General features: G+C 46.4%; 20 protein-coding genes and 1 pseudogene. 9 read left to right on the forward strand and 12 right to left on the reverse strand.

Going from position 1 to position 25,551, the window contains the following annotated elements:
- Positions 1–102: 102 nt before the first annotated feature.
- From QUB63_RS31605 to QUB63_RS31630, 7 genes are all read right to left on the reverse strand, one after another.
- Positions 103–459: a hypothetical protein gene (locus tag QUB63_RS31605; protein WP_332949331.1), complete on the reverse strand. Its 357-nt coding sequence runs from the start codon at positions 457–459 to the stop codon at positions 103–105.
- Between the two features lie 63 nt (positions 460–522).
- A complete protein-coding gene (locus QUB63_RS31610; RefSeq protein ID WP_332949332.1) occupies positions 523–1,044 on the reverse strand; it encodes a GNAT family N-acetyltransferase in 522 nt (173 codons plus the stop codon).
- A gap of 311 nt (positions 1,045–1,355) precedes the next feature.
- Positions 1,356–1,565, reverse strand: a complete 210-nt coding sequence (locus QUB63_RS35195; RefSeq protein WP_442921860.1) for a GFA family protein — start codon at positions 1,563–1,565, stop codon at positions 1,356–1,358.
- Positions 1,565–2,194 carry a GNAT family N-acetyltransferase gene (locus QUB63_RS31615; RefSeq protein WP_332949333.1) on the reverse strand — a complete coding sequence of 210 codons (630 nt, stop codon included), beginning with the start codon at positions 2,192–2,194 and terminating at the stop codon, positions 1,565–1,567. The genes QUB63_RS35195 and QUB63_RS31615 overlap by 1 nt, the downstream gene beginning before the upstream one ends.
- Before the next feature lie 138 nt (positions 2,195–2,332).
- The gene (locus QUB63_RS31620) at positions 2,333–2,743 is read right to left on the reverse strand and encodes a GNAT family N-acetyltransferase (protein WP_332949334.1); all 411 of its coding nucleotides are present in this window, start codon (positions 2,741–2,743) and stop codon (positions 2,333–2,335) included.
- A gap of 384 nt (positions 2,744–3,127) precedes the next feature.
- Positions 3,128–3,559 carry a GFA family protein gene (locus QUB63_RS31625; protein WP_332949335.1) on the reverse strand — a complete coding sequence of 144 codons (432 nt, stop codon included), beginning with the start codon at positions 3,557–3,559 and terminating at the stop codon, positions 3,128–3,130.
- A 25-nt stretch (positions 3,560–3,584) separates the two neighbouring features.
- A complete protein-coding gene (locus QUB63_RS31630) occupies positions 3,585–3,959 on the reverse strand; it encodes a DUF2834 domain-containing protein (RefSeq protein ID WP_332949336.1) in 375 nt (124 codons plus the stop codon).
- Between the two features lie 191 nt (positions 3,960–4,150).
- Here QUB63_RS31630 and QUB63_RS31635 point away from each other — a divergent pair, with 191 nt between their 5' ends.
- Both QUB63_RS31635 and QUB63_RS31640 read left to right on the forward strand, forming a co-directional pair.
- On the forward strand, positions 4,151–4,975 hold the full coding sequence (locus QUB63_RS31635) for a helix-turn-helix domain-containing protein (protein ID WP_332949337.1): 825 nt from the start codon (positions 4,151–4,153) through the stop codon (positions 4,973–4,975).
- Between the two features lie 578 nt (positions 4,976–5,553).
- A complete protein-coding gene (locus tag QUB63_RS31640; RefSeq protein ID WP_332949338.1) occupies positions 5,554–6,981 on the forward strand; it encodes a protein adenylyltransferase SelO in 1,428 nt (475 codons plus the stop codon).
- A gap of 134 nt (positions 6,982–7,115) precedes the next feature.
- Here QUB63_RS31640 and QUB63_RS31645 read toward each other — a convergent pair whose 3' ends face one another.
- Positions 7,116–9,443, reverse strand: coding sequence for a tetratricopeptide repeat protein (locus QUB63_RS31645; protein WP_332949339.1), 2,328 nt, complete (start codon positions 9,441–9,443; stop codon positions 7,116–7,118).
- Between the two features lie 167 nt (positions 9,444–9,610).
- Positions 9,611–11,806 carry a tetratricopeptide repeat protein gene (locus QUB63_RS31650; protein WP_332949340.1) on the reverse strand — a complete coding sequence of 732 codons (2,196 nt, stop codon included), beginning with the start codon at positions 11,804–11,806 and terminating at the stop codon, positions 9,611–9,613.
- A gap of 499 nt (positions 11,807–12,305) precedes the next feature.
- Between QUB63_RS31650 and mnmE the strand changes: the two genes are divergently transcribed.
- From mnmE to darG, 3 genes are all read left to right on the forward strand, one after another.
- A complete protein-coding gene (mnmE, locus tag QUB63_RS31655; RefSeq protein WP_332949341.1) occupies positions 12,306–13,691 on the forward strand; it encodes a tRNA uridine-5-carboxymethylaminomethyl(34) synthesis GTPase MnmE in 1,386 nt (461 codons plus the stop codon).
- Between the two features lie 85 nt (positions 13,692–13,776).
- Positions 13,777–14,403: a type II toxin-antitoxin system toxin DNA ADP-ribosyl transferase DarT gene (gene darT / locus QUB63_RS31660; protein ID WP_332949342.1), complete on the forward strand. Its 627-nt coding sequence runs from the start codon at positions 13,777–13,779 to the stop codon at positions 14,401–14,403.
- A 19-nt stretch (positions 14,404–14,422) separates the two neighbouring features.
- A complete protein-coding gene (gene darG, locus QUB63_RS31665) occupies positions 14,423–15,457 on the forward strand; it encodes a type II toxin-antitoxin system antitoxin DNA ADP-ribosyl glycohydrolase DarG (protein ID WP_332949343.1) in 1,035 nt (344 codons plus the stop codon).
- Positions 15,458–15,486: 29 nt separating this feature from the next.
- Here the strand turns inward: darG and QUB63_RS31670 are convergent, their stop codons facing one another.
- Positions 15,487–17,025, reverse strand: coding sequence for a SagB/ThcOx family dehydrogenase (locus tag QUB63_RS31670; protein ID WP_332949344.1), 1,539 nt, complete (start codon positions 17,023–17,025; stop codon positions 15,487–15,489).
- Between the two features lie 229 nt (positions 17,026–17,254).
- Here QUB63_RS31670 and QUB63_RS31675 point away from each other — a divergent pair, with 229 nt between their 5' ends.
- The 4 genes from QUB63_RS31675 to QUB63_RS31690 all read left to right on the forward strand — a co-directional run bounded on the left by QUB63_RS31675 (position 17,255) and on the right by QUB63_RS31690 (position 22,568).
- Positions 17,255–17,776 (forward strand): pentapeptide repeat-containing protein, encoded by a 522-nt coding sequence (locus QUB63_RS31675; RefSeq protein WP_332949345.1) that lies wholly within the window; start codon positions 17,255–17,257, stop codon positions 17,774–17,776.
- A 196-nt stretch (positions 17,777–17,972) separates the two neighbouring features.
- Entirely contained in the window at positions 17,973–18,311 is a 339-nt protein-coding gene (locus QUB63_RS31680) for a hypothetical protein (RefSeq protein ID WP_332949346.1), read from the forward strand.
- A gap of 144 nt (positions 18,312–18,455) precedes the next feature.
- Entirely contained in the window at positions 18,456–20,534 is a 2,079-nt protein-coding gene (locus QUB63_RS31685) for a dynamin family protein (RefSeq protein ID WP_332949347.1), read from the forward strand.
- A 360-nt stretch (positions 20,535–20,894) separates the two neighbouring features.
- Positions 20,895–22,568, forward strand: coding sequence for a dynamin family protein (locus tag QUB63_RS31690; RefSeq protein ID WP_332949350.1), 1,674 nt, complete (start codon positions 20,895–20,897; stop codon positions 22,566–22,568).
- Between the two features lie 776 nt (positions 22,569–23,344).
- Here the strand turns inward: QUB63_RS31690 and QUB63_RS31695 are convergent.
- Positions 23,345–24,133: pseudogene (locus QUB63_RS31695) on the reverse strand (RNA-guided endonuclease InsQ/TnpB family protein); the annotation flags it as partial.
- A gap of 63 nt (positions 24,134–24,196) precedes the next feature.
- Complete coding sequence (locus QUB63_RS35200) at positions 24,197–24,484, reverse strand: helix-turn-helix domain-containing protein (protein ID WP_332950698.1); 288 nt, start codon at positions 24,482–24,484, stop codon at positions 24,197–24,199.
- Positions 24,485–25,551 lie beyond the last annotated feature (1,067 nt).

Raw genomic sequence — 25,551 nt, forward strand, 5'->3', positions numbered from 1 at the left:
ATCTAGAACCCAAGCTCTAATTTCGCCGATCGCTAAGTAAATCTCCTCAATCACGCTACTTAATGTTTCGTTACATAAAGAGAATTGTTCCCGCCTACCTACTTAGTGCGATCGTCCGCGAAGAGCGAGTCTTGTATAACCTGTGCGATCGGGACTGTGAATCAATTGCCGTTTAAAGTCTACCTCAAGAGCAGTCAGAGATTGCGAAATTTCGCTGCAATAATCCAGGGCAATTTTGTACTCGGGATTTTGCGTGTCTTGATGAAAAGGCAGATGCGTGAGTTCTCTCCACGTACTGAGTCTGCGTCGCAAGGCATCCCACTGTTCAAGGGCAGCCTTTCGTTGCTCGCGGGTTTCAGCCCCTTTAAACTGCGTCTGGATGGCTTGGTATTGGGCGGTTACGGTTGAGAACGTTGGAGTTTCCGCTGTGATGTCGGCAAAATCTACTGGAATTTGCATCGATCGTTTCTCCCATTGTTAAAAGTCGTCAAACTTTAATTAAAAAAGCAATCAATTACATCATCAATTAGAAGCATCTCGATCGATCTGCCAGAGCCATATCGTGCCTAATTGAGAATGAGCAACCTCAGACATAAAGCGCATCCCCACCTTCTGTAATACCCGATTGGAAGCATTGGTTTGACCCAGAGTATGAGCGTTGACGGCTCGCACCTCTTCGCGACCAAAAGCATAGTCTATCAGCCCTTGCACCGCCTCTGTTGCCAATCCGCGATTCCAATATTCGGTAGCAATTTCATACCCTATTTCGACAAGGCCCGACTCATTCGGTTTGCCTTTGAAACCTCCGTTGCCAACAAGCACTGACTTTTGCGGATGAATAAAGAAATATCCATTCCACTCAGTCGGCGGCGGATTGGATTCGCGAGATTCATCACTAGGCAGGGAAAATGCTTGAGGGAAGTGAGGCCAGCTATCAGGTACTGTGACTTGCAAAAGTTTTGCTAGCTCGCTTTTATTGCTCAAAAAAGCTTCAATGTGAATGCGTTTGACGGGGAGTAATTGAAGATTGTTGGTCTTAATCATGGTTCTGCAGTGTTGACCGATATGTCATTGGAAGTCGTTTTAATTCAAAGTTAGATATTCTAAAGGGGTCGTGTCTCAATAGGGAAAGATTGCCAATTATCATTAAGTCCGTCTGCATAATGAATCGGGGCTTCGACAAGTTCGCTGGGATCTACGTCATCCAGACAAGCAAGGTCGATTGCCCAGAAATCACCGCCAATCTCTTCGAGATATCCACTGACAAAGGGACGGACGCCACACTGCTTGCAGAATAGATGATGCACGCTATTGGAACCAAATTGATAATCTGATAGATCGTTTTCACCGGAGACTCAACGAAAATCCTCGGGCTTAATGTGCGTTTCCCAAAATCTTGTTTTGGTGCAGATTGAGCAGTTGCACTTCATAGAACCTTTGCTTAGATCTAGGTTGGCTTCCAAGCGAACTTTGCCGCAGTGACAGCTTCCTTTGTATGTTTTGTTCATCGATCTTTCTCCTTGTTTGAACCCAATTAAATCGGTCGGATACTTTTGTATTTCCATTACTGCGATGCGATCGCACTTTCACGAAGCCAATCTGCTCGGTTCAGACGGTAAACGAAGCAGTCATCGTCACCGAACCGTCGCGGTTCAACAAATTGGAAGCCAAGACGTTCGTAGAAACGGTGGGCGCGGGTATTGTTGGCAAGTGGATCGATCAGTACGGCCGTCACAAGCCGCGAGGCGAAACATCTAGTCAGTGCAAGCTGCATCATTTGTGTGCCGTAGCCTTTGCCCAAATCGGTTTCTTCTCCAATCCAGATATCGATCGCACGTAGATTCGCTGGAACATCGCCCCAGTAGTGACTGTCCTCAAGTGCCGGATCGATGATCTGGATAAATCCGATCGCACGGCTATCAATTTCAGCAATCAATTGCTCTCTCCATTCTGGAGTGCGCTCAAGTTCAATCTCCCAGCCCCAGTCATCGTTAGGATCTGCGGCAATTACATGAGGCTGCTCGTCCCACTGTAGCAGCAGATCCAAATCAGCAGATGTGGCGGAGCGGAGGTCGATAGTCATTTCATCGCCCTTTATTTTTGGCATATTTTTGGCATTGACCACATGAGGTTTCTCATCCCAGCGTCGCAGCAGATCTAAATCAGCGGAGGTAGCAGGGCGTAAGTTCATCATAAATTCTTTGATTTAAACAGGCGATCGCTTATTTATCCTCTGTAGGAGTAATCCACTGGACAAGCTGAATCACGACACCGTTTGGATATCTCTTGAAGATGTTGGTTTCACATTATTAGTTCAACCCAACCTACAAATCTACAGCTTCTTGAAGTATCTGGCGATCGGTAACAGCCCGAAGCCCAGCTTTTCATAGGTGCGACGTGCTGCCGCATGACCCGGATCGCCTCCGGTTTCGAGCATAGCAACAGACATCCCCGCATTTTTCATCCATAAGAGCGCAAATTTTATCAGAGCGGAGCCAATGCCGCGATTTTGAAAGTCTGGATCGACAGCGATCGTGTAAATTTCAACCATGCTGGAGTCCAAATCTAGTTTCACCGCGACAAAGCCCACGGTTGAATTAGCGTCGGTTCCTTCGGAGTTACGCTCTGTGCTAATCGCAACCCAGACATTTGTGTCCTCGGCAGCGCAGACATCCTCGACCGCCTTTTGCTGGTTCACACGCCAATCGTCGGGATAGAATTCCCGGTATACGTCAAGATCCATCACCTTCTGAATCGAATCAAAGACCGGAGTCCATGCTCGAATAATTGAGCGGACATGGTATAACACCGTGACTAAAATGCACGGGCTAACGATGACATGGCTCGATCGATCGAACTCACCACGTCCGACTCCCGAATGTTGCTAAGTAATGACAATTCAATAGACGAGCAATTGCATAAATGTTTGATTCATTGCTCGACCGCAGATGATAAGCAGATGAACGCAGATGCAACGCAGATGCCTTTCAAGAAGTGAGAGCTTGGGAAGGCAATTGCTCGTCTATTCATGCGCTATTGACATGAACCTTTGTTGTACATTTGTCAACCCTCTTCTGAAACATAACAGCGAGAATTAGTGGCGGCAGCACCCTCACTAGAGATTGATTCAATCTGCCACATTTGAATTCTTTGGTGGCGGCATTTTAGCGAACTTGGGCAAATCTGGATTCATACAATCCCAAGGTTGGGCGCTGGCTGTGTAAACATCTATTGCAGGCCCAAAGCAGCTCGGGTCATCAAGACTGCCTGCCATGATTCCCATGAGTTCAGGATTTGGCGGTTTACTAAATAATCGGGAACCACAGTTTGGGCAAAATCCACGAGCGACGATGCCTCCACTATCACCCGTAACCTCGTAGTATTTGACATCTCCTGTGACAGTGACAGCATTGCGAGGGACAAGCATCGCAGCAGCATATGCAGTGCCTGTTGCTTTCTGGCAATCCCGACAATGGCAATTCCCCATCACAATTGGTTCTGCCGAACATTCGTAGCGGATATTTCCGCACAGACAACCGCCAGTAAAAGGTGTTTTCATGACAGTACCTCCTTATGGTTATCAATTATGTTAACTGTCTGAATGTGTTTCGTTCAAGGATTTGCTCTCGGCGGTACAGGAAGAACGGCAGAGCGCAAGAAAGCCCGATCGCAAAGGTCAGTCCAACGTAAAGGAGCAACCACAATTGAGATACTTTCAACCGTTTCTGTTCCATCCCAACGAAGCAGAAGAACGCAACAACTGAAATCAGCAAGTCAGTTGTCCTAGCAGCAGCAATATTGTTCTCAAAAGCTCGTTGCAGAAATAAGCTTGGAGACAACAGCGCCGTTGGATATTGTAGCAGAAAAAACCAGGGGGCGATCGCAGGTGCGATCGCAATTAACAAATACAAGAGCTTTACGGGAGTGTTTGTTTTCGAAGCATCGAGGGATTTCAGCATGATTGTTTTGGGGTAAATGGTAGGGGCCCCTTCGCCAACAATATGTGCCAATAATTGACAATCTCAAAAACCCGCCCTGGCTGGGGTGTTGTGGTCAATCGATCGCACATGACCTGATGGTGACAAAGCGAGATAATAAAAACAATTACCTGCCTGGTAATTAACGCTGTCATGAAAGCGCGATTCTCCTTATGCAGCAACGTTCTCAACCGCTCAATCCCAATTTGGCTCACTCTTTCGGGACGCTCCTCAAACAATGGCGAACCGGGCGGGGTTTCAGTCAGCTTGAATTGTCCCTCGCCAGTCAGGTGTCGCAGCGGCATATCAGTTTTTTGGAATCAGGACGGGCCAACCCCAGTCAGGATATGGTTTTAAAATTAGCTGCTGTTTTGGAGGTGCCATTGAGACAGCAAAATTTGATGTTAACCGCCGCCGGATTTGCGCCCATCCACACTGAAACTGACCTTTCGGCTCCTGAAATGACGGCAATTCGCAAAGCACTCGATTTTATGTTGCTCAAACAGGAACCGTATCCGGCTTTTGCGATCGATCGCTATTGGAACTTGCTGTTAACTAACCATGCTGCAGATCGGCTGCTTGCTGCTTTTATCGATTTAGAAACATTGCAGAGTCAGTTTTGCCCTGATGGAAAAGTCAATTTGATGCGAGTGATGTTTCATCCCCAGGGGTTACGCCCGTTTGTGGTGAATTGGGAGGACTTTGCAGGGCATTTGCTGCGACGGGTGCATCAAGAGGCCATGAGTACGTCGTTTAGCGCGATCGGCGAAGCTGCTCAAAACGAGTCAGTAACGGCTAATGGACACAGTGAGCAATCTGTTGCACTGTTCAATGAACTGATGAGCTATCCAGGTGTCTCTGACATTTGGCAAGCCTCAAATCGAGTTGCACAAAACACTCTGTTGCTGACTGTCCACCTCAAACGAGATCGGTTGGAGTTGCAGTTCTTTTCAACGATCGCAACTTTAGGCACTTCTTACGATATCACTTTGCAATAATTGCGAATTGAATGTTTGTTTCCAGCAGATGAGGCAACAGAGCAACATTGGCAGAAATTGATAAAAATTTTATCCAACAAATAGATGACTCCGAAATCCAGTCAAGTAAAATCTTTACAACTCAGGGGTTCATTTAAAAGATTAAAGCCAGCACAACTCGGGGGTATTCCAGCATTTTCAGGATTACCCAAAAAACAAAAAAAGGTTTGATGGCGGGTAATTAACCAGGCCCGATATCAAACATGGTTGAGGCCAGTCCCCCAAAAATTGGCAAAATTCTAGTTTCCATCGATTTGTTGCCGAAAGCATTTATCATGAAGATTGGGGAGCAAATGACATCCCATATCTCCCCGCAGATATCGGTCGCGAGCAGTTAGTCCGCAGGGTGCTTAGCGTAAAAAGCCGATCGGTGTTTAGCAAAGATTGTACAACTTACGCACTCTACAATAACTAACTAACTGTAGGGTGCTTAGCGGCGAAAATTATCTGTCGTCAAAACATTCAGTCATCACGCACCCTACAATAACTTATCCAGATATAATTTAGACCGATCGACAATTTCAGCATAAAATAAAAAAATGTCAAATCCCTTGCTTTCCCTCAATTACGAACCCGCCCTCGAATCCCTCGGCGGCGACTATTTTGATGAAGTCTCCGCCGCCGAGTTTCCGCAGCACATCCTCCGCTTCCGCAACGATCGATTATTGCCGACATTGGGTTTAGATCCGGCACAAGTAACAGACGAGCATTTCATCGAAGCGTTCGGCGAATTTCACGGAGTGCGTCCCTTTCTCGCACTCCGCTATCACGGCTATCAATTCAACGAATACAACCCGAATTTAGGCGACGGTAGAGGCTTTTTATACGGTCAAGTTCGCGGCACTGACGGCCGACTTTACGACTTCGGCACTAAAGGTTCAGGCCGCACTCCCTACTCGCGCAGCGCTGACGGTAGACTCACTCTCAAAGGAGGAGTTCGCGAAGTTTTGGCCGCCGAAGCTTTGCATCGGTTGGGAGTTCGGACATCTCGCTGTTTTAGTTTAGTGGAAACGGGCGAGGCTTTGTGGCGGGGCGACGAGCCCTCTCCTACGCGATCGTCCGTAATGGTGCGTTTTAGCCACTCTCACATCCGGTTTGGCACTTTTGAAAGACTAAATTATCTTCGCCGCCCGGATTTAACTAAAAAACTTTTAGATTTTGCGATCGCATATTACTATCCTGAACTGCATCTAGAAGCTAGCACTTCTGGTGTTTCATCGGAAGAAAAGTATGCGCTATTTTATGCAGATTTAGTCAAGCGTGTAGCCGAATTGGTCGCTCAGTGGATGGCGGCAGGTTTTTGTCACGCGGTGCTGAATACTGATAATATGTCGATTACTGGTGAAAGTTTTGATTACGGGCCTTTTGCTTTTATTCCAACTTACAAGCCGGAATTTACAGCGGCTTATTTTGACTATTACGGTCTTTATGCTTACGGCAATCAACCGTTTATTTGTCACGGCAATTTAGAGAAGCTCCAGCAACCGCTAGCAGCCGCGATTCCTCAAGCTGATATGGATGCTGCTTTGGCTAAGTTTGGCGAGTATTATAATACTGCTTACCGACAGTTGATGCTGAATAGATTGGGATTTGAGGATTTGCCTGAGGCGGATGGTGATGAGTTGTTGAAGGTGACAATTAAGATGCTGGCCGAGTCTCAAGTTGGTTATCACGATTTCTTTTTTGAACTGCGAAGACAGTTCGATCGCACTTGGCGAGATGATGTCAATCAAATTTTTACCGAGGCGGAACCGGCGGACTTGATAGCACCTTGGCGGCAGTTTTATTGTCACGTTTTGCAAAGTTTGTCGGCGGACGATTTGGACAAGATGGCGGACAGGTTGCGCCAGCACAATCCGGAACAATCGCTGTTGAGACCTACGATTGAGGCTGTTTGGGAAGCGCTCGCTCTTGAGGATAATTGGCAACCTTTTTATGATTTGGTTGAGCGAATTCAAAATTCTTAAAGGGCATGGGGCTCTAGCGTTGCTCCGGGATGGGGCATGGGGCTCTAGCGTTGCTCCGGGATGGGGCATGGGGCATTGTTGACTGTTGACTGTTGACGGCAGGACTAATGACGGCAGGACTAATGACGGCAGGACTACTTGAGTTTGTCAATCTCAAATTGTGCGTCTTTGTAACCGCCGGTAAGTCCTTGATCGAGAAAGATTTTTCCCGCTTTTTCTAAGTCGCTAATCGCTCCTGCTTTGTCTCCCAAGGAGCGGCGAACCATGCCTCTACCGTAGTAAGCGCCAGCATAATTCGGATTGATCCGAATGGCTTGCACGTAATCGGCGATCGCACTGTTGTAATTATTTAACTGCTGGTAAACCTTCGCCCGATTGGCGTAAGCTTCCGCATCGTTGGGATTGAGCCCGATTGCTGCGGTAAAATCTGCGATCGCCCCTTGGGTTTCCCCACCTGCGTTGCGAGCCAAACCCCGGTTGCTGAAAGCATTATAATCCTTGGGATTTAGTGTCACCGCTTGAGTGCAATCGGCAATTGCTTTGGGATAATCCTTCAAATTTAAATAAGCAATACAGCGATTGTTGTAAGGAACCCCATCCCGATCGTTCAGCGCAATTGCTTGAGTGCAATCGTCAATTGCCGCTTGATGCGCTCCCAAATTCAACTGCGTGCTGCAACGATTCGCGTAAGCATCTCCACTCTTGGGATCGATCGCAATTACCTGAGAATAATCCGCCAAAGCTCCCTGATAATCTCCTAGGTGAAAGCGAGCTCTCCCCCGACTGTAGAAAGCATCAACATTCTGAGCATCGAGTTTAATGGCCTCAGTATAATCTCCTATCGCCCCCTGCAAATCTGCGCTACCAGCGCGAGCCAACCCCCGCGAATGATAAGCTTTAACCAGGTTCGGCTGCAACCGAATTACTTCGGTAAAATCCCCAATTGCCGTCTTGTAATCTTGCAGTTCTAAATAAGTAACTCCTCTTTCATAATATGTATCAGCGTCGTTGGGATGGAGATTTAAAACCTGAGTGTAATCCTCAATCGCCCCGCGCTTGTCGTTAAAATCGCGACGGGCTAGCCCCCGGTTAAAATAAGCCTGAAAATAGTTAGGATTGAGAGCGATAGCCTGAGAATAATCTGCGATCGCTTCTGAATACTTTTTCAAATCGTAATTAGCATTCCCCCGCCGATAAAAAGTCTCAGGATTTGTAGGATTTAATTGAATAGACTTATTAAAATCCTGCAAAGCTGCTGCCGCATCTTGATTGCGAGACTTTTCTACTCCTTTTTCGTAATATTCCTTAGCTTTAATCGGATTCGGGCGGCTGCAATAATTAAACAGAAATACCAAACCGATCGCCCCGCACCCCGCGAAAATCAGCCACCAAAACCGAGTCCCCAAACGTGACGAAAAACTATTAGAAGACAGCAAGCTCGGAGAAATACTTGTCTTTTGAGCCGTATTCCCCGGCTCTTGGCGGTGTCTCAGCTTGCTGAGAGCTGCCAAAACTTCATCAGCAGATTGATAGCGTTTGCTAAATTGGTGGCAGACCATTTTGTCCATTATATTTGCCAGTACCGGAGAACATTGAGCTCGGTTTCGCCAAACAATTTCCCCCGTGTGAGAAGGACTCGGATCTTGCAATTTTGGCAAATCCGTACCGGGCAAACCCGTGATAGCTTGGATGGCCATCATCCCCACTGCATATATGTCGCTGCTAAATTGCGGGTTGCCTTGAAATTGTTCGATCGGCATATAAGCCGGAGTTCCAGTCGCAATGGTGCGCGGAAATTCTGTATCGTACTCGCTGACGTGATTGGTAACTTCTTTAACCGAGCCGAAGTCAATTAAAACTAATTTGCCGTCTGGTTTGCGGCGGATTAAGTTGGAGGGATTAACATCGCGGTGAATCACTCCCTGAGAGTGTACAAAGGCGAGAAGTTTTAACACTTCTTCCAACAGAGCCAGCACTTGTTCTTCCCGCCAAGGTTGACCGGCCACAATTTCCCGATTGAGGGCGTGTCCCGGTACAAACTCTTCTACAAGGTAGAATTGATTGCTTTCTTCAAAATAAGCGAGTAAAAATGGAATTTGATCGTGTTTTCCCAGCTTTTCTAATATTTCTGCTTCTTGTTTAAATAAGCGGTAAGCTGTTTTGAGAACTGTGGAAGTGTTGCTGGGAGGGCGCAGTTGTTTGACTACACATTGAGGGTGGCCCGGACGGCGAGTATCCACAGATAAATAAGTTTGTCCGAAAGCTCCTGAACTGAGAATTTGCACTACGCGATAACGCCTGTCTAAAAGTTGGCCAACCATGTTCATATCGGGAATTGAGAATTGGTAATTGGGAATTGGTAACTGGTAATTGGGAATTGGTAACTGGTAATTGGGAATTGGTAATGGGGAATTGGTAATTGGTGATTTTGGCTTTTTCCTTCTTCCTTCTTGATTTTTCATTTTTTCTAATGACTGATGACTGATGACTAATGACTGATGACTGATGACTGATGACTGATGACTAATCACTAATGACCAATGACTAATGACCAATGACTAATGACCAATGACTAATGACCAATGACTGATGACCAATGACCAATGACTGATGACTGATGACTGATAGTTTATTTAGGATCGTTGATTTGTGCTTGTGCGTTTTGAAAACCATCGGCTCTTCCTTGTTCTAGAAACAGGGTTGCAGCTTTCTGAAAATCCTCGATCGCCCCAGCCCGATCTTTGAGTTGACGGCGGACGAGGCCTCGGCTGTAAAAAGCGCTAGCATTGTTGGGGTTGAGCCGCAGCGACTGAGCGAAATCCTCAACCGCTTCATGGTAGTTTTTTAGTTCTGAGTAAATAGTACCGCGATTGCTGTAAGCTACGGCATCGCTGGGATTGAGCCGAATTGCTTGAGTAAAATCTTCCACAGCCCCGAGTTTGTCTCCCGAAGCCGAGCGAGCTAATCCTCGATTGCTGTATGCTTTGGGATTGTTGCCGTTAAGTCCGATCGTCAAACTGCAATCTTCGCTGGCCTTTTGAAATTGCTTTAAATTCAGATAAGCAATGCAGCGGTTGTTATAAGCTGCTTCATCTTTGGGATCGAGGCCAATGGCTCGGGTGCAATCTTCAATTGCTTTGTCGTAGGTTGCCAAATTTAAGTAAGCGCTGCACCGATTGGTATAAGCATCAGCTTGCTCAGGTTCCAATTCGATCGCCCTACTATAATCTTCCATCGCTCCTTGATAATCTGCCAGATTAAAGCGCGATCGACCGCGACTGTAGTAAACGCCAGCTTCTTTGGGGCTTATTTGAATTGCTTGGGTAAAATCTGCCATTGCTCCGGCTTTGTCGCCCGAGGCCGATCGAGCTAAACCCCGATTGCTGTAAGCTGTAGCATCGTTGGGATTGAGCCGAATTGCTTGAGTGTAGTCGGAAATTGCCGTGCGGTAGTCTGACAAATCGTAGTAGGCTAAACCCCGCTGATAGTATGCGTCACCGTCGCTAGGATTCAGCCGCAATACTTGGGTGAAATCTTCCACCGCCCCGCGCTTGTCGCCGGTGTCGCGGCGCGCCAGAGCTCGATTGTAGATGGCTTTGGTGTGGCTGGGATTGACTTTAATTGCTTGCGTGTAATCCTGTATTGCTTGCTCCGTGGCGCCGGTGTCGTAGCGAGCGTTAGCCCGCTTGTAGAAAGTTTCGGCATCGCTGGCATTCAGGGCGATCGCTTGGGTATAATCGGCGATCGCGCCTGTTTTGTCACCTTGCTGCGCCTTGACAACGCCGCGGGCCAACAATTCTCTGGCCCTCGCCGGACTTTGACTCTGCCAAAAGTAAATTATGACTGCTGTCAAGATCGAAGCTGCCGGTATTGCAGCCCAGAGCCACAGTCTGGTTGGGCGCTGTCTCGGCGGTTGACTCGCAGCCTCCCTGATGATGGTGGCTGGCGTTGGAGCAGCCTCGGAGGTTAGGGCGATTTGTTTGACATCTGCCAAAACTTCGGCGGCTTCCTGATAGCGTTCCTCGGTGTCCGAGTCCACCATTCGATCGATAATATCTGCTAGGCCCGCCGAACAAGTTGCCCGGTTGCGCCAGGGAATGGAGCCTTTGTTGTTTAAGGAACTCAATTCGTTGGGCTCAAGTCCCGTTACGGCAAGCTGGGCGATCGTACCTAGAGCGTAAATGTCGCTATTGTAGCGGGGGTTGCCGGTGGATTGCTCGATCGGCACGTATAATTCCTGTGCCGCCAACTCCTGTTTTTTTCCCAAAGGCGATTTAACAGAGTTCGGGGAGGTTTGCGCCAACAAATCACAATTAGCCAGTTCCGGGTTAATTTCTTTGTCTAAGCTAAAGTCAATCAACACAAAGAAGCCGTCTGACTCGCGCCGGATCACTCTGTCTGGTTGAATTCTGCGGTGAATGAAGCCCTTGGAGTGTATGAACACCAAAACTTCTAATATGGATGATAGCAGAGCAATTACTTGGTCTTCTGCCCAAGGTTCGCCCGGTATGAGTTCTTGGCTTAAAGGTTGACCGGCAATAAATTCTTCAATTAAGTATAAACTTTGATTTTCCTCAAAATACGCCAATAATTCGGGGATTTTGTCGTGTTTACCCAATTTCTCAATTATTTCAGCGTTTCTTTGAAATATAATTTTGACTAATTCTGGAGTTTGCGAACTTGTGCCGGGTAGTCGCATTTCTCTAACCGTGCATTGCGGATACCCGGGACGGTGAGTATCTGCTGCTAGATAAGTTTTTCCCACCTCACTTGAGTCTGTGACTTTAATGATGCGGTAACGTCTGTCGAGAAGTTGACCAATCATGCTTTGCCCTCTGCCCTGTTAATGTTCGATTATCGCATAAAATCAGGATAGCTCAAACATTGGGCTGAGCAATTTAAGTTCGATCGCGCCGGGAATGGGGCTTGACGGGCGATCGCATTGGCGATCGAACTCAAGCGCGACCGCCGCGCTCTTCTAATATCTTAGAAAAAAATCGCTGAAATTGTTTATCCTGTCAATGAGATAGGTATAATTTAACAACCGGGTTCGAGGTGAGTCAAATCAACGTACAACTTATTGAATCCCTAATTAATGTTATCCTGTCTCAGTCAGCCTGCCAGCAATTAGCGATCGCAGGATAAATCTTCAAAAATATCCTCTATTCTTCGACGCAGGAACTCGTGCAGATTCTCCAAAAAAGCGGCAGTTTGGGTTTTTTGAATGACGAACCAGAGATTTATGCCCTCGAAGACCGAGAAGCAATTGCCTGATACTCAAAAACAGGAGATTGAGATAACTGTTAAATGTGTGAACAATAAAAATGTCTGAATCACTAACAAAAGGAGGAACGATCGCAGCGATCGCCACTGCCATAGTCCCCCAACAAGGCAGCGTCGGCATTGTGCGAGTTTCCGGTGCCGCCGCCTTAAAAATTGCCGAAACTCTGTTTCGCGCCCCAGGACAGCAAATTTGGGATTCTCACCGCATTATTTACGGCCACATCCGCCGCCCCAAAACTCAAGAATTAGTCGATGAAGCTTTGCTGTTAATCATGAAAGCGCCCCGTTCTTTCACCCGCGAAGATGTGGTGGAATTTCACTGTCACGGCGGCATTATGGCGGTGCAGCAAGTCTTGCAGTTGTGTTTGGAAAACGGCGCGAGATTGGCGCAGCCGGGAGAGTTTTCGCTCAGGGCTTTTTTGAATGGAAGGCTAGATTTAACTCAAGCTGAAAGCATTGCAGATTTGGTGGGAGCTCAATCGCCCGCCGCCGCACAAAGTGCTTTGGCCCTTTTGCAGGGAAAATTAGCCCAGCCAATTCGCAAATTAAGGACAACTTGTTTGGATGTGTTGGCAGAAATTGAGGCGAGAATTGATTTTGAGGAAGATTTGCCGCCTTTAGATGAAGCTAAAACTTGTTTGGAAATAAATCAGGTTTTGCACGAATTGTCAACTATATTGGCAACTGCCGATCGCGGTGAATTGTTGAGGACGGGTTTGAAAGTGGCGATTGTTGGACGCCCGAATGTGGGAAAGTCGAGTTTGTTGAATGCGTGGAGTCGGAGCGATCGGGCGATCGTCACGGATTTACCCGGTACGACGCGGGATGTGGTAGAGTCGCAGCTAGTTGTGGGCGGCATTCCGGTGCAGGTGCTCGATACTGCCGGCATTCGGGAAACCGAAGACAAGGTAGAAAAAATTGGCGTCGAGCGATCGCGCGCCGCAGCAAAACAAGCCGATTTAGTCTTGTTGACAATTGACGCAGAATCTGGTTGGACAGAAGGCGATTGGGAAATTTACGAACAAGTAAAGCACCGCCAGCTAATTATAATCATCAACAAAATCGACCTAGTAAAAACAATCCCCGAATTACCTTTATCCCCTGAAATTCACCCGATAGTCACCGCAGCCGCCGCCCTCGATCGAGGCATAGAAGACTTAGAAACAGCAATCTTAGATGCTGTCAGCGGCGGAAATTTGCAAGCAGCCAACTCCGACTTAGCAATCAACCAGCGGCAAGCAGCAGCTTTAACTAGAGCTAAAATTTCGCTCGAAGAATGCAGGGATACTATTAGCAACAAATTGCCTTTAGATTTTTGGACAATAGATTTGCGCGGCGCAATTCAAGCATTGGGGGAAGTTACGGGGGAAGAAGTGACGGAATCAGTGCTCGACAGAATATTTAGCAGATTTTGTATTGGGAAATAGGAATGGTAAAAGATGATTCAGCCTTAACAGCCAAAGGGATCTTACAATGATGAGTTCAACCTGAAACAACCAACAAATAACAGCAGTGCAATTACCAATCTACCACAGCACTCACATTCGCAATCTAGAATCTATTATTTCTGAAGGTGGATTGTTAGCATATAACGCTATGCGTGCCGCAGGCACTGAGTACACTAATATCGCCTACGAGAACATCCAAGATCGTCGTGCTAGAGTCCGCGTTCCATGCGGTGCAGGCGGCGTACTGCACGATTATGTTCCATTTTATTTTGCACCGCGTTCTCCGATGTTATATACCATTAATAAAGGCAATGTAACGAGCTATACTCAAGGTCAAGCAGCAGTTATTCACCTCGTTTCTGATGTATTGGAAATAGAGTTTAGGGGTTTAGATTTTGTTTTCACTGACGGTCATGCAATCATGACATTCACCGATTTTTTTGACGATCTTCACGATCTAGAGCAGCTCGATTGGGATGTTATGGAATCCCGTCAATGGAACGACACAAACGAAGATAATGACAGAAAGCGCAGGCGTCAAGCCGAGTTTTTAGTTCACAAGTTTCTCCCTTGGGAGTTAATCGAAGAAATCGGCGTTATGAATTCTACAATCAAAGTGCAGGCAGAGAATATTTTACAAAATTTTACACACAAACCACCCGTAATAGTGCGTAAAGATTGGTATTATTGAAATAAAAAGTAGAAAAAAAGTGATTGAAATCAAAGAAGGCAACCTTTTAGAAGCAGATGCAGAAGCCATCGTCAACACAGTTAATTGTGTGGGAGTTATGGGCAAAGGAATTGCCTTAGAGTTCAAGCAGGCATATCCCGAAAACTTCCGCCAATATTCCAAGGCTTGCCGTGCTGGTGAAGTGCAGCCGGGCCGAATGTTTGTAGTATCTTCTGGCAATTTATTTAATCCTCGATACATTATTAATTTTCCGACTAAACGCCACTGGAGAGGCAAATCAAAAATCGAAGATATTCAAACTGGACTAAAAGCTTTGATTCAGGAAGTAAAGCAATTAGGCATCACTTCTATTGCGGTTCCTCCGCTAGGCTGCGGGAATGGTGGCTTGGCCTGGAAGACAGTCAAACCGCTAATTGAAGCAGCTTTTTCTGAACTGCCAAATGTGCAAGTTTTGCTGTTTGAACCGCAGGCTACTCCCCAAGCAGATTCGATGTTGGTTGCTAGCGAAAAACCTCATATGACTCGCGCTCGTGCCTTATTTATTAGCTTGCTGGAATTGTACGGAATTCCTGGCTATCGGTTGACAATGCTGGAAATTCAAAAGCTAGCTTATTTTCTTCAGGTAGCAGGTGAACCGCTAAGATTGCAGTATGTTAAAGGAAAGTACGGCCCTTATGCAAATAATCTCAATCATGTTTTGCAGAAGCTGGAAGGGCATTATATTAGAGGTTATGGAGATCGCAGCCGAGAGGCACAACTTTATGTATTGTCTGAAGGTAAGATAGCCGCACGGGAATTTTTAGACAATGCTGCTGATGCTAATGTTAGACTAGAGCGTGTTAGCGCGTTAATTAATGGTTTTGAAACTCCTTACGGGATGGAACTGTTGGCAACTGTTCACTGGGTTGTTTCGGAAAATAGGGAAGCTGCGGAGGATTCCGCAAGAGCGATCGAACTTGTGCGCGAATGGAACATCCGCAAAAGCGAACTATTTAAGCCTCAACATATTCGCAAAGCATGGCAGCGGCTTCGCGAGCAGAGTTGGTTTGTTTAGGATACCTTCTACCGTTTGATGCCTAATCCTCACGATCGCGGTCTTCCCAGAGTTGTAATATAAAGCACAGCCTCACTCGCAGGAATACCGAGAACGTCATTAACGCGATCGTCAAAAAAGCCCGCAATACCGCTGACACCCAAACGCAGTTGAATCGCTGCTAAATTCAACCGCTGGCCCAAATGACCCGCGTCCATGTGCAAATATCGGTAAACTCGATCGCCATATTTTGCTACAGCCCTATTCAAATCCGCCGTGTGAAACAACAGCGCCCCCGCATCTCTCCCTAAATCTTGCCCCAAACACAAAAAATGCAGCTCCCTGCGGAAATTTTTAAACCGAATTTGCCGCAATTCTTGAGCTTTCGGAGCGTAATAATAACAGCCTTCTTCTAGCCCGTTCACCCCCGAAACAGCAATAAAAGTCTCGATCGAACTCAGATCGAAATAGTCGGGATAACCGTCTAATCCTTGGTCGATATAGTGCTGCGGTTGGTAAGTAAAATCGAGCACGGCTAGCAGTTCGCCCAAGCTCAAAGAAGCACCTGTATAAGCACGGGTAGAACGCCTTTTGAGCATCGTGCTTTCTAAAGTTTCCAGATTCACTCCCCAAGGAATCGAAGGAGTAACCGTCGAAACTTTAGTACAAAATGGAAAGTTGTATTTATCCTCTAAATCCCCTTCACTTTCATCAAATTTCCAGCCATCAGCTCCGGTGGGATCTGATTCTAACTGAGTCGCTTTGTGGAGGTATCCCAAGAGTTGACCTTCGGAAATTTTCTGGTAATCTGTCGTGGTTTTTCCGGGTAAAGCTGTTTTAAATTTAGGCAAGTTTTGGTCGATATCTAGCAAGTCGGCTAAAGCAACTACACAAATCGCTCCTTCTTGCTCCGAGTCGATGTACAGTAATTGATTGATAGCTTCGTCGGCGAATCCTCCAATCAGGTGAGGTCGGTAATCGTTGATGGCGCAAGCTAACTCGATGTTGCTCAATAAATGACCGGTGTCGAGAAAAATTCGCCGGTAAGCTCTGTCTTCGTAACGCCAAGAAGAACGGAAGAAAACAGTGGTAACGGCGATCGCCAATTGGGTATTTTCTAGCACCGGCGACCCGAAACAAGCTGCTTGCAACCCTTGCCAAACTTGGCTGTCCCAAAAATGAACCAGCGCATGAGTTCTGCACTGATAGTTGTAGAGTCCCGCCGGCAACTGCGGCGTGCCGCGGGAGATTAAATAAACCTCAGCAGGGTAGAGCCCGCCCGCCGAGGGTGCCGATCGCAAATACAGGTAGCTGTCGTCTACCGTCTGCACTTTCGCCGTCAGCCCGTAGCTGCAGAGCAACAAGCTAGACAACCGATGCCACCAACCGGCATCATCCGAGGCATCGGGATCGTCCGAGGGGTCTTTTAGATAAGGCTTCAGGTCAAAATACGCGCCAATTTTATATTCTTTGAACGGAACGGGCTGCTCTGTCCAATCTAGCTGTCTGCTTTTGGCCGCAATGGTTTCGGGATCGTATTTCGTCCGTTCGTGATAATGCTGAGCAATGGAGATGGGAAGTTCTGGCATATTTCAGTAGAGGGTCAGCTTTGGTTTGTTTATCGATCTTGACATTACTGACGGCAAGCATGGTCGAGGAAGGCAGAAATTTACAAATATAAAAAAAATCTTAGAAAAAATGCGATCGATGTTACACAAGCTTAACATAAGAGAATGCCTAGGTATAAATACGCAGAATAATAACCATTAAATATCGTTATGGATTGGCTGCAAAAGCTGTCGTCATCAAGGGGTGAAAATGCAAAAGCTAAGCGCTGAGGAATTGCTCGCTCAGTATTCTGAAGGCAAGCGAAACTTTAACGCCATTGACTTAAGTGGAGATAACTTGTTTCAAGCAGATTTGGCAGAAATAAACCTTTCAGGTAGCGTTCTGAGGCGAGCTTATTTGCCCTACGGAAATCTGACTCAAGCCAATCTTTACAAAACACAGTTGCAAGATGCTGAATTGGGCGACATTCAACTTTATCAAGCCAACTTGTCGGAAGCTAATTTGGAGAAAGCTAATTTATCAAGAGCAAATTTGCGCCACGCCAATTTGCAAGGTGCTAATTTGCGGAAAGCGAATTTACAAGGTGCGGATTTGTACAATGCAGATTTGAGCAATGCCGATTTGAGATATGCGGATTTGAGCAGAGCTAATTTGGAGAAAGCAAAGTTAACCAAAGCTCAATTAGGTGGCTGCAACTTATTTCGATCGCGCTTGGTGGATTTGTCCGACGCTGAGTGCGATCGCACTACCATCGGCCCCGAAGGATATTGAAGATTCGCAGCGCTGCGGTTTGGCGGCTTAAAAGGTGCGCGCCGTAGCTATCCCTCTTCAAGAATCGCCCTTTTTAACTTTTCTTCACATCTCTCGACACGGATGAAAATGTGAGTTACAGTTGTAGATAACTTTATCGTTCCGCAACACAGACAATAAATAACACACATTTCTCCTGGGAAACAGGGTAAATTTTATGAACGATCCCGACAAAAAAGCAAGAGAAATCCGGCACAAAGAACAAGAGCTGCGGAAGCGCGAACAAGAAATTAGGCTCCGCGAACTAGAAGCAGAAATCGACCGCTCAGTGCCAGCATATCGAACCAGCAAATACGAAGAACCAGACAGCCAAACCAACAGCAAAATCAAACAGTGGCGCCGAAAAATCATAGCAGCAGCTCAATTTACAGGCATTGTCATTGCTGTTGTCGTTGCAGTTCGCATCGCATCATGGCTGGCAACAGCGCTGATAGTTGGAGGGATTGCTTTGATAGCTTACAAAATGTTTTTTGGAGAAGACAGACCGAGAAATTAACTTGTAGCGTATGGTAGTTATGTAGGGTGCACGGCCCGGCGCACCCGATCGCTATAAATAGCGCATTAAACCACTTTTTGCATAAATCCTGACCAAATTACTTATTTTTGCACAAGCCAATCAGAAAACAATCAGGAAGCAACCATGAGCCTTAAAGTAGAAACCAGCAGCTTTCTCAACGATTTAGAGCGAGTATCCGCCGTGCGCCGAGAAATAGCCGAGCGCCTCAGCAACATCGCCACAGCCATAGAGCGATCGGAATTAGCAGGAAGCGAAGCATCAGGAAAACTCGGTTTAGAAACAGACAACGCCGACATCAATCTCGCCAGCAAAAACCTGCGCCAAGGAGTCTTTCGCCTGCTAGTTTTAGGCGACATGAAACGCGGCAAAAGCACTTTTCTCAATGCCTTAATCGGCGAAAACTTGCTCCCCAGCGATGTCAACCCCTGTACGGCTTTGCTGACAATTTTGCGCTACGGTCCCGAAAAAAATGTTACCGTTTATTTCAACGACGGCAAAAGCCCCAAGCAGCTCGATTTTAAAAGTTTCAAACAGGATTACACAATCGACCCCGCCGAGGCAAAACGGCTAGAATCAGAAAACAAACCAGCATTTCCAGATATCGACTGCGCCGTAGTAGAATATCCTTTACCTTTGCTAGAAAAAGGCATAGAAATAGTAGACAGCCCCGGATTAAACGATACAGAATCCCGCAACGAATTATCTCTCGGTTACATCAACAACTGCCACGCTATTTTGTTTGTGCTCAGGGCAACTCAGCCTTGTACAATGGGAGAAAGACGCTATCTAGAAAATTACATCAAAAATCGCGGCTTGAGCATTTTCTTTCTGATCAATGCTTGGGATCAGGTGCGAGAAAGTTTGATCGATCCGGACGATCCTGAAGAAATGGCAGAAGCAGAAGAGAAACTGCGGCGCGTTTTCAAAGCTAATTTAGCGGAATATTGTTTGACAGAAGGACACGACATTTACGACGAGCGGGTATTTGCAATTACTTCAATTAAGGCGCTCAGGTTGCGGGTAAAAAACCCAGATGCAGATTTGGCAGGAACTGGTTTTCCCGAGTTTATGGCGGCACTGAATACGTTTTTGACGCAGGAAAGGGCGATTTCGGAATTGCGTCCGGCGAGGACTTTGGCTCGTCAAATTTCGGCTCGCGTCCGCGAAGCTGTTGGGCGCCGTTTACCGTTGCTCGATCGCGATGTCAATGAGTTGAAGGAAAAGATTAATTCAGTTGAGCCGGAGTTTAAAAAGCTGACTCACATTCGCGATGAATTTCAACGAGAAATTAGCGCAGTTAGAGATAATAAATCGCGGGCGATCGCAGATTCGTTCCGCACCTACGTTCTCAACTTAGAAAATACATTTGAAACAGACTTTTTGCGGTATCAACCCGAGCTGAGATTTCTCGATTTCTTCAGCCAAGACAGGCGAGAAGCCTTTGAAGCATCGCTCAGACGAGCATTCGAGCAGTACATCAACGACAAACTAGCAGCTTGGACTCTCACGGCCGAACAAGAGATGAATTCAGCATTTTCGCAGTTGTCGCAAAGTGCAGCCAGTTACGGAGCATCTTACACAAAAGTGACGGAAAAAATCACCGAAAAACTGACCGGGCAAAAAATCCCGGCAGCAGTCAGCAACTCAAACGAAGATAACTCGCCAGCTTGGGCAAAATGGGCGATGGGATTGTTTTCGCTAACAACAGGAAACCTGGCAGGCGTAGCAATGGCCGGAGCGGGTTTTGACTGGAAAAATATCCTGCTCAATTTAATTACTGTATTGGGCGTCAGTACGATTTTTGCGAGTTTTACGGGGATTGTTTTGGGGCCGCTCTACTTGGCTTTGCTGGGGATGGGTGTTGGAGTTTTGCAAGCCGACGGAGCTCACAAACAGTTGGTGAAAGCCGCGAAAAAAGAGTTGGTGAAGTATCTGCCGCAGGTGGCACAAGAGCAGTGGCAGCCGATTCACGATGCTGTGAAAGAGTGTTTTGATGTTTACGGGCGGGAAGTGGGCGATCGCATGAACGATGATATTAATTCTCGGAAATCTGAGTTAGATAATTTGCTCCAACAAAAGCAATCTCGCGAGATTAATTGTCAGGCTGAATCCCAGCGCTTGAAAAACTTGGAGGCTGATGTTTCGGCTCAGTCGCAGAGTATAGAATCGGTTTATCAAGGTTTCTTAGCATCCGCTAGGTGAGTGTTTCTTTGTCAAACCTGATTCATCTCATATCAATTCCGGCTGCGCCGGAATGATATAATTTCAAGTGTTGTAGGGGCGGGTTCACCAATATCTTTGCAAGTATCGACAAATTATATAAACCCGCCCCGCCCCTACGACAATTCCGATGTCACCGGATTTGATATAACTTTCACAAGGGTTAAAATCGGGGCGATGCTCAAAGCCCACCCCACAATAGTTTCAATATTTATACCAATTGAAAAGATCCTTGCTACAATAATTGAGGTTGAGTTTGTTTATTCAAATATTGTCTTGTGGGGTGGGCTTTGAGCATCGCCCCACAACTTAAATTTAAATGCAAAATACATTAACAAAAATATGCAACAATCCGAAACTTATCAAAATCTAACTAATCATCTCAAGTCAGCACTCGGCATCCTCGAACTAGATAAAAACTCCCAACTTTACCGAGATACAAGCTCAATCTGCGCCTATCTCGCCAAACCAACTTTTCAAATCGCTGTCTTCGGCCCGTTTAATTACGGTAAGTCAACTTTGCTGAATGCAATGCTTGGAAATCGTGCTTTGCCGATCGACCTTGTGCCCACTACAGGTGCTGCCATATATGTCAACTACGGCGACGAATTGCACGCAAAAATCACCCTGAAAGACGGCACAGAAGTCAGCGAAGCGGGGACTGACGTTCTGAAACGCTACGCCATCCTCGACAACAACCGACAAATGCGCGATGATGTCGCAGCCGTGAATGTTTACTGTCCCCACCCATTCCTGAAAACTGGCGTGGAATTGCTGGACTTGCCGGGAACTAACGATCGCCAAGAACAGGATAACTTAGTTCGGGATAAATTGCTAACTGCTGATTTAGTTGTGCAGGTTTTAGACGCCCGCAAATTGATGACTTTAGGCGAACGGGAGCACCTGAGAGATTGGTTGAGCGATCGCCAAATTAACACAGTCGTGTTTGTTGCCAACTTTCTCAATCTACTCGAACCAGACGACCAAAAACAAGTATACAATCGGTTGTTGTTTGTTGCCGAAAGTTTTCGATCCAACTTGCCGAACAACATCAGCAATATCTACCGCGTCGATGCTTTACCCGCTTTGAGAGCGAGGCTGAAAGGAGATGTGGCTGCGGCACAAACTACCGGAATTGCCGCGTTTGAATCGGCTTTGCAAAGTATTGTCGCAGCTCAACAAGAACAACTAGCAGTTAAGTTGCCGAGAATTGAAGCCATAGCTACTAAGATTTGTCAATCTCTGCGAGCTAAATCTGAAACAGTCGCCGCCGAAATAGCCGCAGCTCAACAAAAGGAAAAAGACAGAATAGAAATTAAACAAAAAGCTCAAAAACTCATTTCAAAAGGCTTTCAAACCAGCGTTTCCGACTTCGAGATTTGGCTTTACCAGCCCACACTTTTGCGGCGGTATCAGTCGGAAATGGCGCTGTCGCTTCAGCAAGGAACTTTTGATGCGTGGAAGACAAAATTTGAGCAAGATGTGTTGCAGCAGCAGCAAGCGATCGCAGAATGGGTAAATAAAGCTTGCGAGTTCTTTGATAAGGAACAGCCGATCGCCCTTTTGACCTCGTTTCCCCCATCGCCGCAAATCGCTTTACCCGAGCCGCCGCCAGCTCCCGCCAAAAAGTCGATCGAGGGCGAAGTGACTCCAGTGGCGATCGCGACTGGCTTAGGTTGGCTGTTGGGCGGGCCTGTGGGAGCAGCAGTAGTCGGCGGTGCGAGCTATATTTTGAAGAAAAGAACAGGCTATGAAAAGCCGCCTGAATCGTCAGAAGCTTATCTCAATCAAGTAACGGCAATTTGCAGCGAAGCTGCTAAAAACTATCTAATTGGTTTCAGCATCGATACTTTTTTAATGCTGCAACACTACAAGGAAATCGCCGCCAAAGTTATCTGTTTTCAAGACAGCCAAGAGCCATTAAAAGTTAATATGCAGCAGCATCAATTACAGTTATTAAATATTTTTGCAGAGAACTTAGAGCAAGAATTGGCAATCATAAAAGTCCGGTTATAAATCGATACGCTTAAGTTAACGTTTTTTTGTCATTAGACTTGAATTGCCAAAGTCATTTTAATCAAATTTTTACAGCAGGCGAGACGCCTGCCCTAGCTATTTTTGCGATGGAGCGTTTCACTCGCTGCGTCCTGGGCTTATATCCCACCTTCGGCACCCTCAAGTGTCACACTAGGAATTTTGGGCATTTGAGCATTTTGGATTGGCCAAGAATTTCAAAGGTGGTACCCGCCACGTGATTTATCCGTGGAATCAATCCAAAATCTTCAACGCTCATCCTTGCGTCCCCCGCATTTATCCGTGGGGTCGCCTCTAAAATCTTCAATGCGAAAATCGCGCAATCGATTGGCGACCGCCAAAATGACTTTCCGGTTATTTGTATAAAAAATAACTGAGATTTCCCTGTAAATTACGAAAAAACAGATTGTGACAGTTTAATCGGCAGAAGGTGGGTTTCAATCATTGTCTCAATTTACACAGGAGTGGTACACTAAAATTTAGCATCAAAGTTGCCAGACTCAGGAAATACAGCCCCTGGCAAAAACCTACCGATCCACCGTTGCCACAATAGGTGCATTATGCTACTTAACGAGATTGCTCAGTCATCTGTAAACGATTCGATCGCCTTTATTGACCCCTCGGTTGCAGACTACCAAAGCCTAATTAGCAACATCACCGTTCTATGAAACCTACTCAAACCTACTCATGGCAGATTTAATGTTCTCGAACTGCTTCCACGCCTGGGAGTCGGCTCCTTCTTGTCCACAGGCGTAACTTCAGACCGAACTGGTCTTACTAATACCAGATTGACGAGCCAAGTTAATCGCGGCATTCAAGTCGCGATTAATGGCTATGCCACAATGTTGACACTCAAAAACTCGCTCGAACAATGGCATTGATTGAATGTGACCGCAACTCGAACAAGTCTTTGATGACGGATACCAACGGTCTACCAATTCAACCGTCGTACCGTACATAACCGACTTATATTCCAACTGTCGCCGAAATTCATAAAAACCACAATCTGAAATAGCAGTCGCTAATTTATGATTGGCGAGCATTCCGCTCACATTCAAATCTTCGATGCAAATGTGAGCATATTTTTGACTAATTTCTGTGGTAGTTTTCTGCAAGAACTCTCGACGTTTATTGGCAGTCTTTCCATGAATTTTGGCAATTCTCTGATAATGTTTGCGGGCATTATTGGATGCTTTCACACCCAATCTGCTATTACCCAATTGCTTGTTTCTCTTTCTCCACTGTGAAGAGCTCAGCTTGGTTTTCGCTTTCTTGAGCGGACAGGGAGATTCATAATAATTGCCATCGGAAACAGTAGCAAAAGTTGACACACCCAAGTCAATACCTACTGTTGCCACAACGGGGTGAAATAAAGGTGGCATCTTTTCGGCTTTGATCGCAAAGGAAACAAACCATTTATCGGCGGTGCGCGAGATGGTAAATGTCTGCGCCCTACAAGAAAAGGGGATAGCTTCTTTCAGTCTAAAAGTCCCCAAGGTGGGGATTTTTATTGACTTTTGCGGTTTGAGTAAGATGGCATGATTCCAGTCTGCGGCATCTACTGTAAAAGAGTCGCCATCTTTTTTCCTTTTGAATTTGGGGAACTTGCCTCATCCTTTAAAGCATCGGGATAGTGCTGCACCGAAATACCGGAATGTGGTTTTATAAACTCTGGAAGACAGAGTGTTGGTCCACTGATATTCCGGCAATTTCTTAACGTGATTGGTAAAAACTCGTTCGATCGCTGCTACTTTTTTGCTACTAGCGCCTGGAAGATCTTTAACTCCTTGATATAGAGATAAGGCGAAATTGTAGCAAAATCTGGCATAGCCAGAATGCCGCGCCATCAATGTACGTTCCTGGTTATTGAGTTTTAATTCAAGTTTGATGGCGTACATGAGAGCTGGTTAACCCGACGAGTGTAGGGATGATAGCACAGTCGATCGGTAACTTTAGAAAGTTTTAGGTAAATTTTTGTCAACAGTTCCGACCCCCTGTCAGCATATTGTACCCGCGACCGTCGCCATAGGCACTCACACCCGCGGAGGTTGTTGCTTGGAAAGGATACCGCGTAGCGTTGAGGTAAGTAGTAGGCGCAAGTAAAACATCTCCCGGTGCTGAAAAATTTACACTCCACCAATGTCCGCTAAAATTTGGTTCAGAGAAGTTTATACTCACACCGTTGTCAAAATTTTCCGAGCGGACAAATTACCGCTTTCTTGGCTGTAATAGTAATAGTCATCTTGCCCGATATAGTTACCGAGATCGCTGTTGAGTTCTAGCGATGTGATGGCAGCAGCGGCAATCTCAGTTTTACAGCTACCCCAGGGACATCTGGTATTGCTAATGTTCAAGTTTCCCTAAGTGACAGCGGCCCCAGTGGACCAGCACCTAACCTTAACACCAGTCTCCCGCAGACATTTACAATTACAGTCGAACCCAGTACGGATCATGTCGCGCCTACAGCTAACCTCAAGCCCATTGCGGACATCACAACTAGCGGCGGAAATATCCAAGAATTTACCGTTACCTACACTGACAACACAGCCGTAGATGTTAGTAGTTTCGATGATTCTGACATTGTAGTAAATGACTTTTTTGGTTCCCTAGTTGCTCGTTTCATCAGTCTCGATGTTTCTGGTAATGGTACTACACGCAATGCCACTTACCGGATCAATGCTCCCGGTGGCACTTGGGATGCGGGTGACAACGGTACTTATACAGTGGCACTACAATCCTTGGAAGTGCAGGACACTGGTAGTAACAAGGCAGTAGCAGCGACTCTAGGCAGTTTTCAGGTTAATATTCCCGCACCAATTCCTACGCCAGTTCCCGCACCAATTCCTACGCCAGTTCCCGCAGCGATTCCTACGCCAGTTCCCGCACCAATTCCTACGCCAGTTCCCGCACCAATTCCTACGCCAGTTCCCGCACCAATTCCTACGCCAGTTCCCGCACCAATTCC

It is taken from the genome of Microcoleus sp. ARI1-B5, assembly GCF_036705795.1.
Taxonomy (GTDB): domain Bacteria; phylum Cyanobacteriota; class Cyanobacteriia; order Cyanobacteriales; family Microcoleaceae; genus Microcoleus.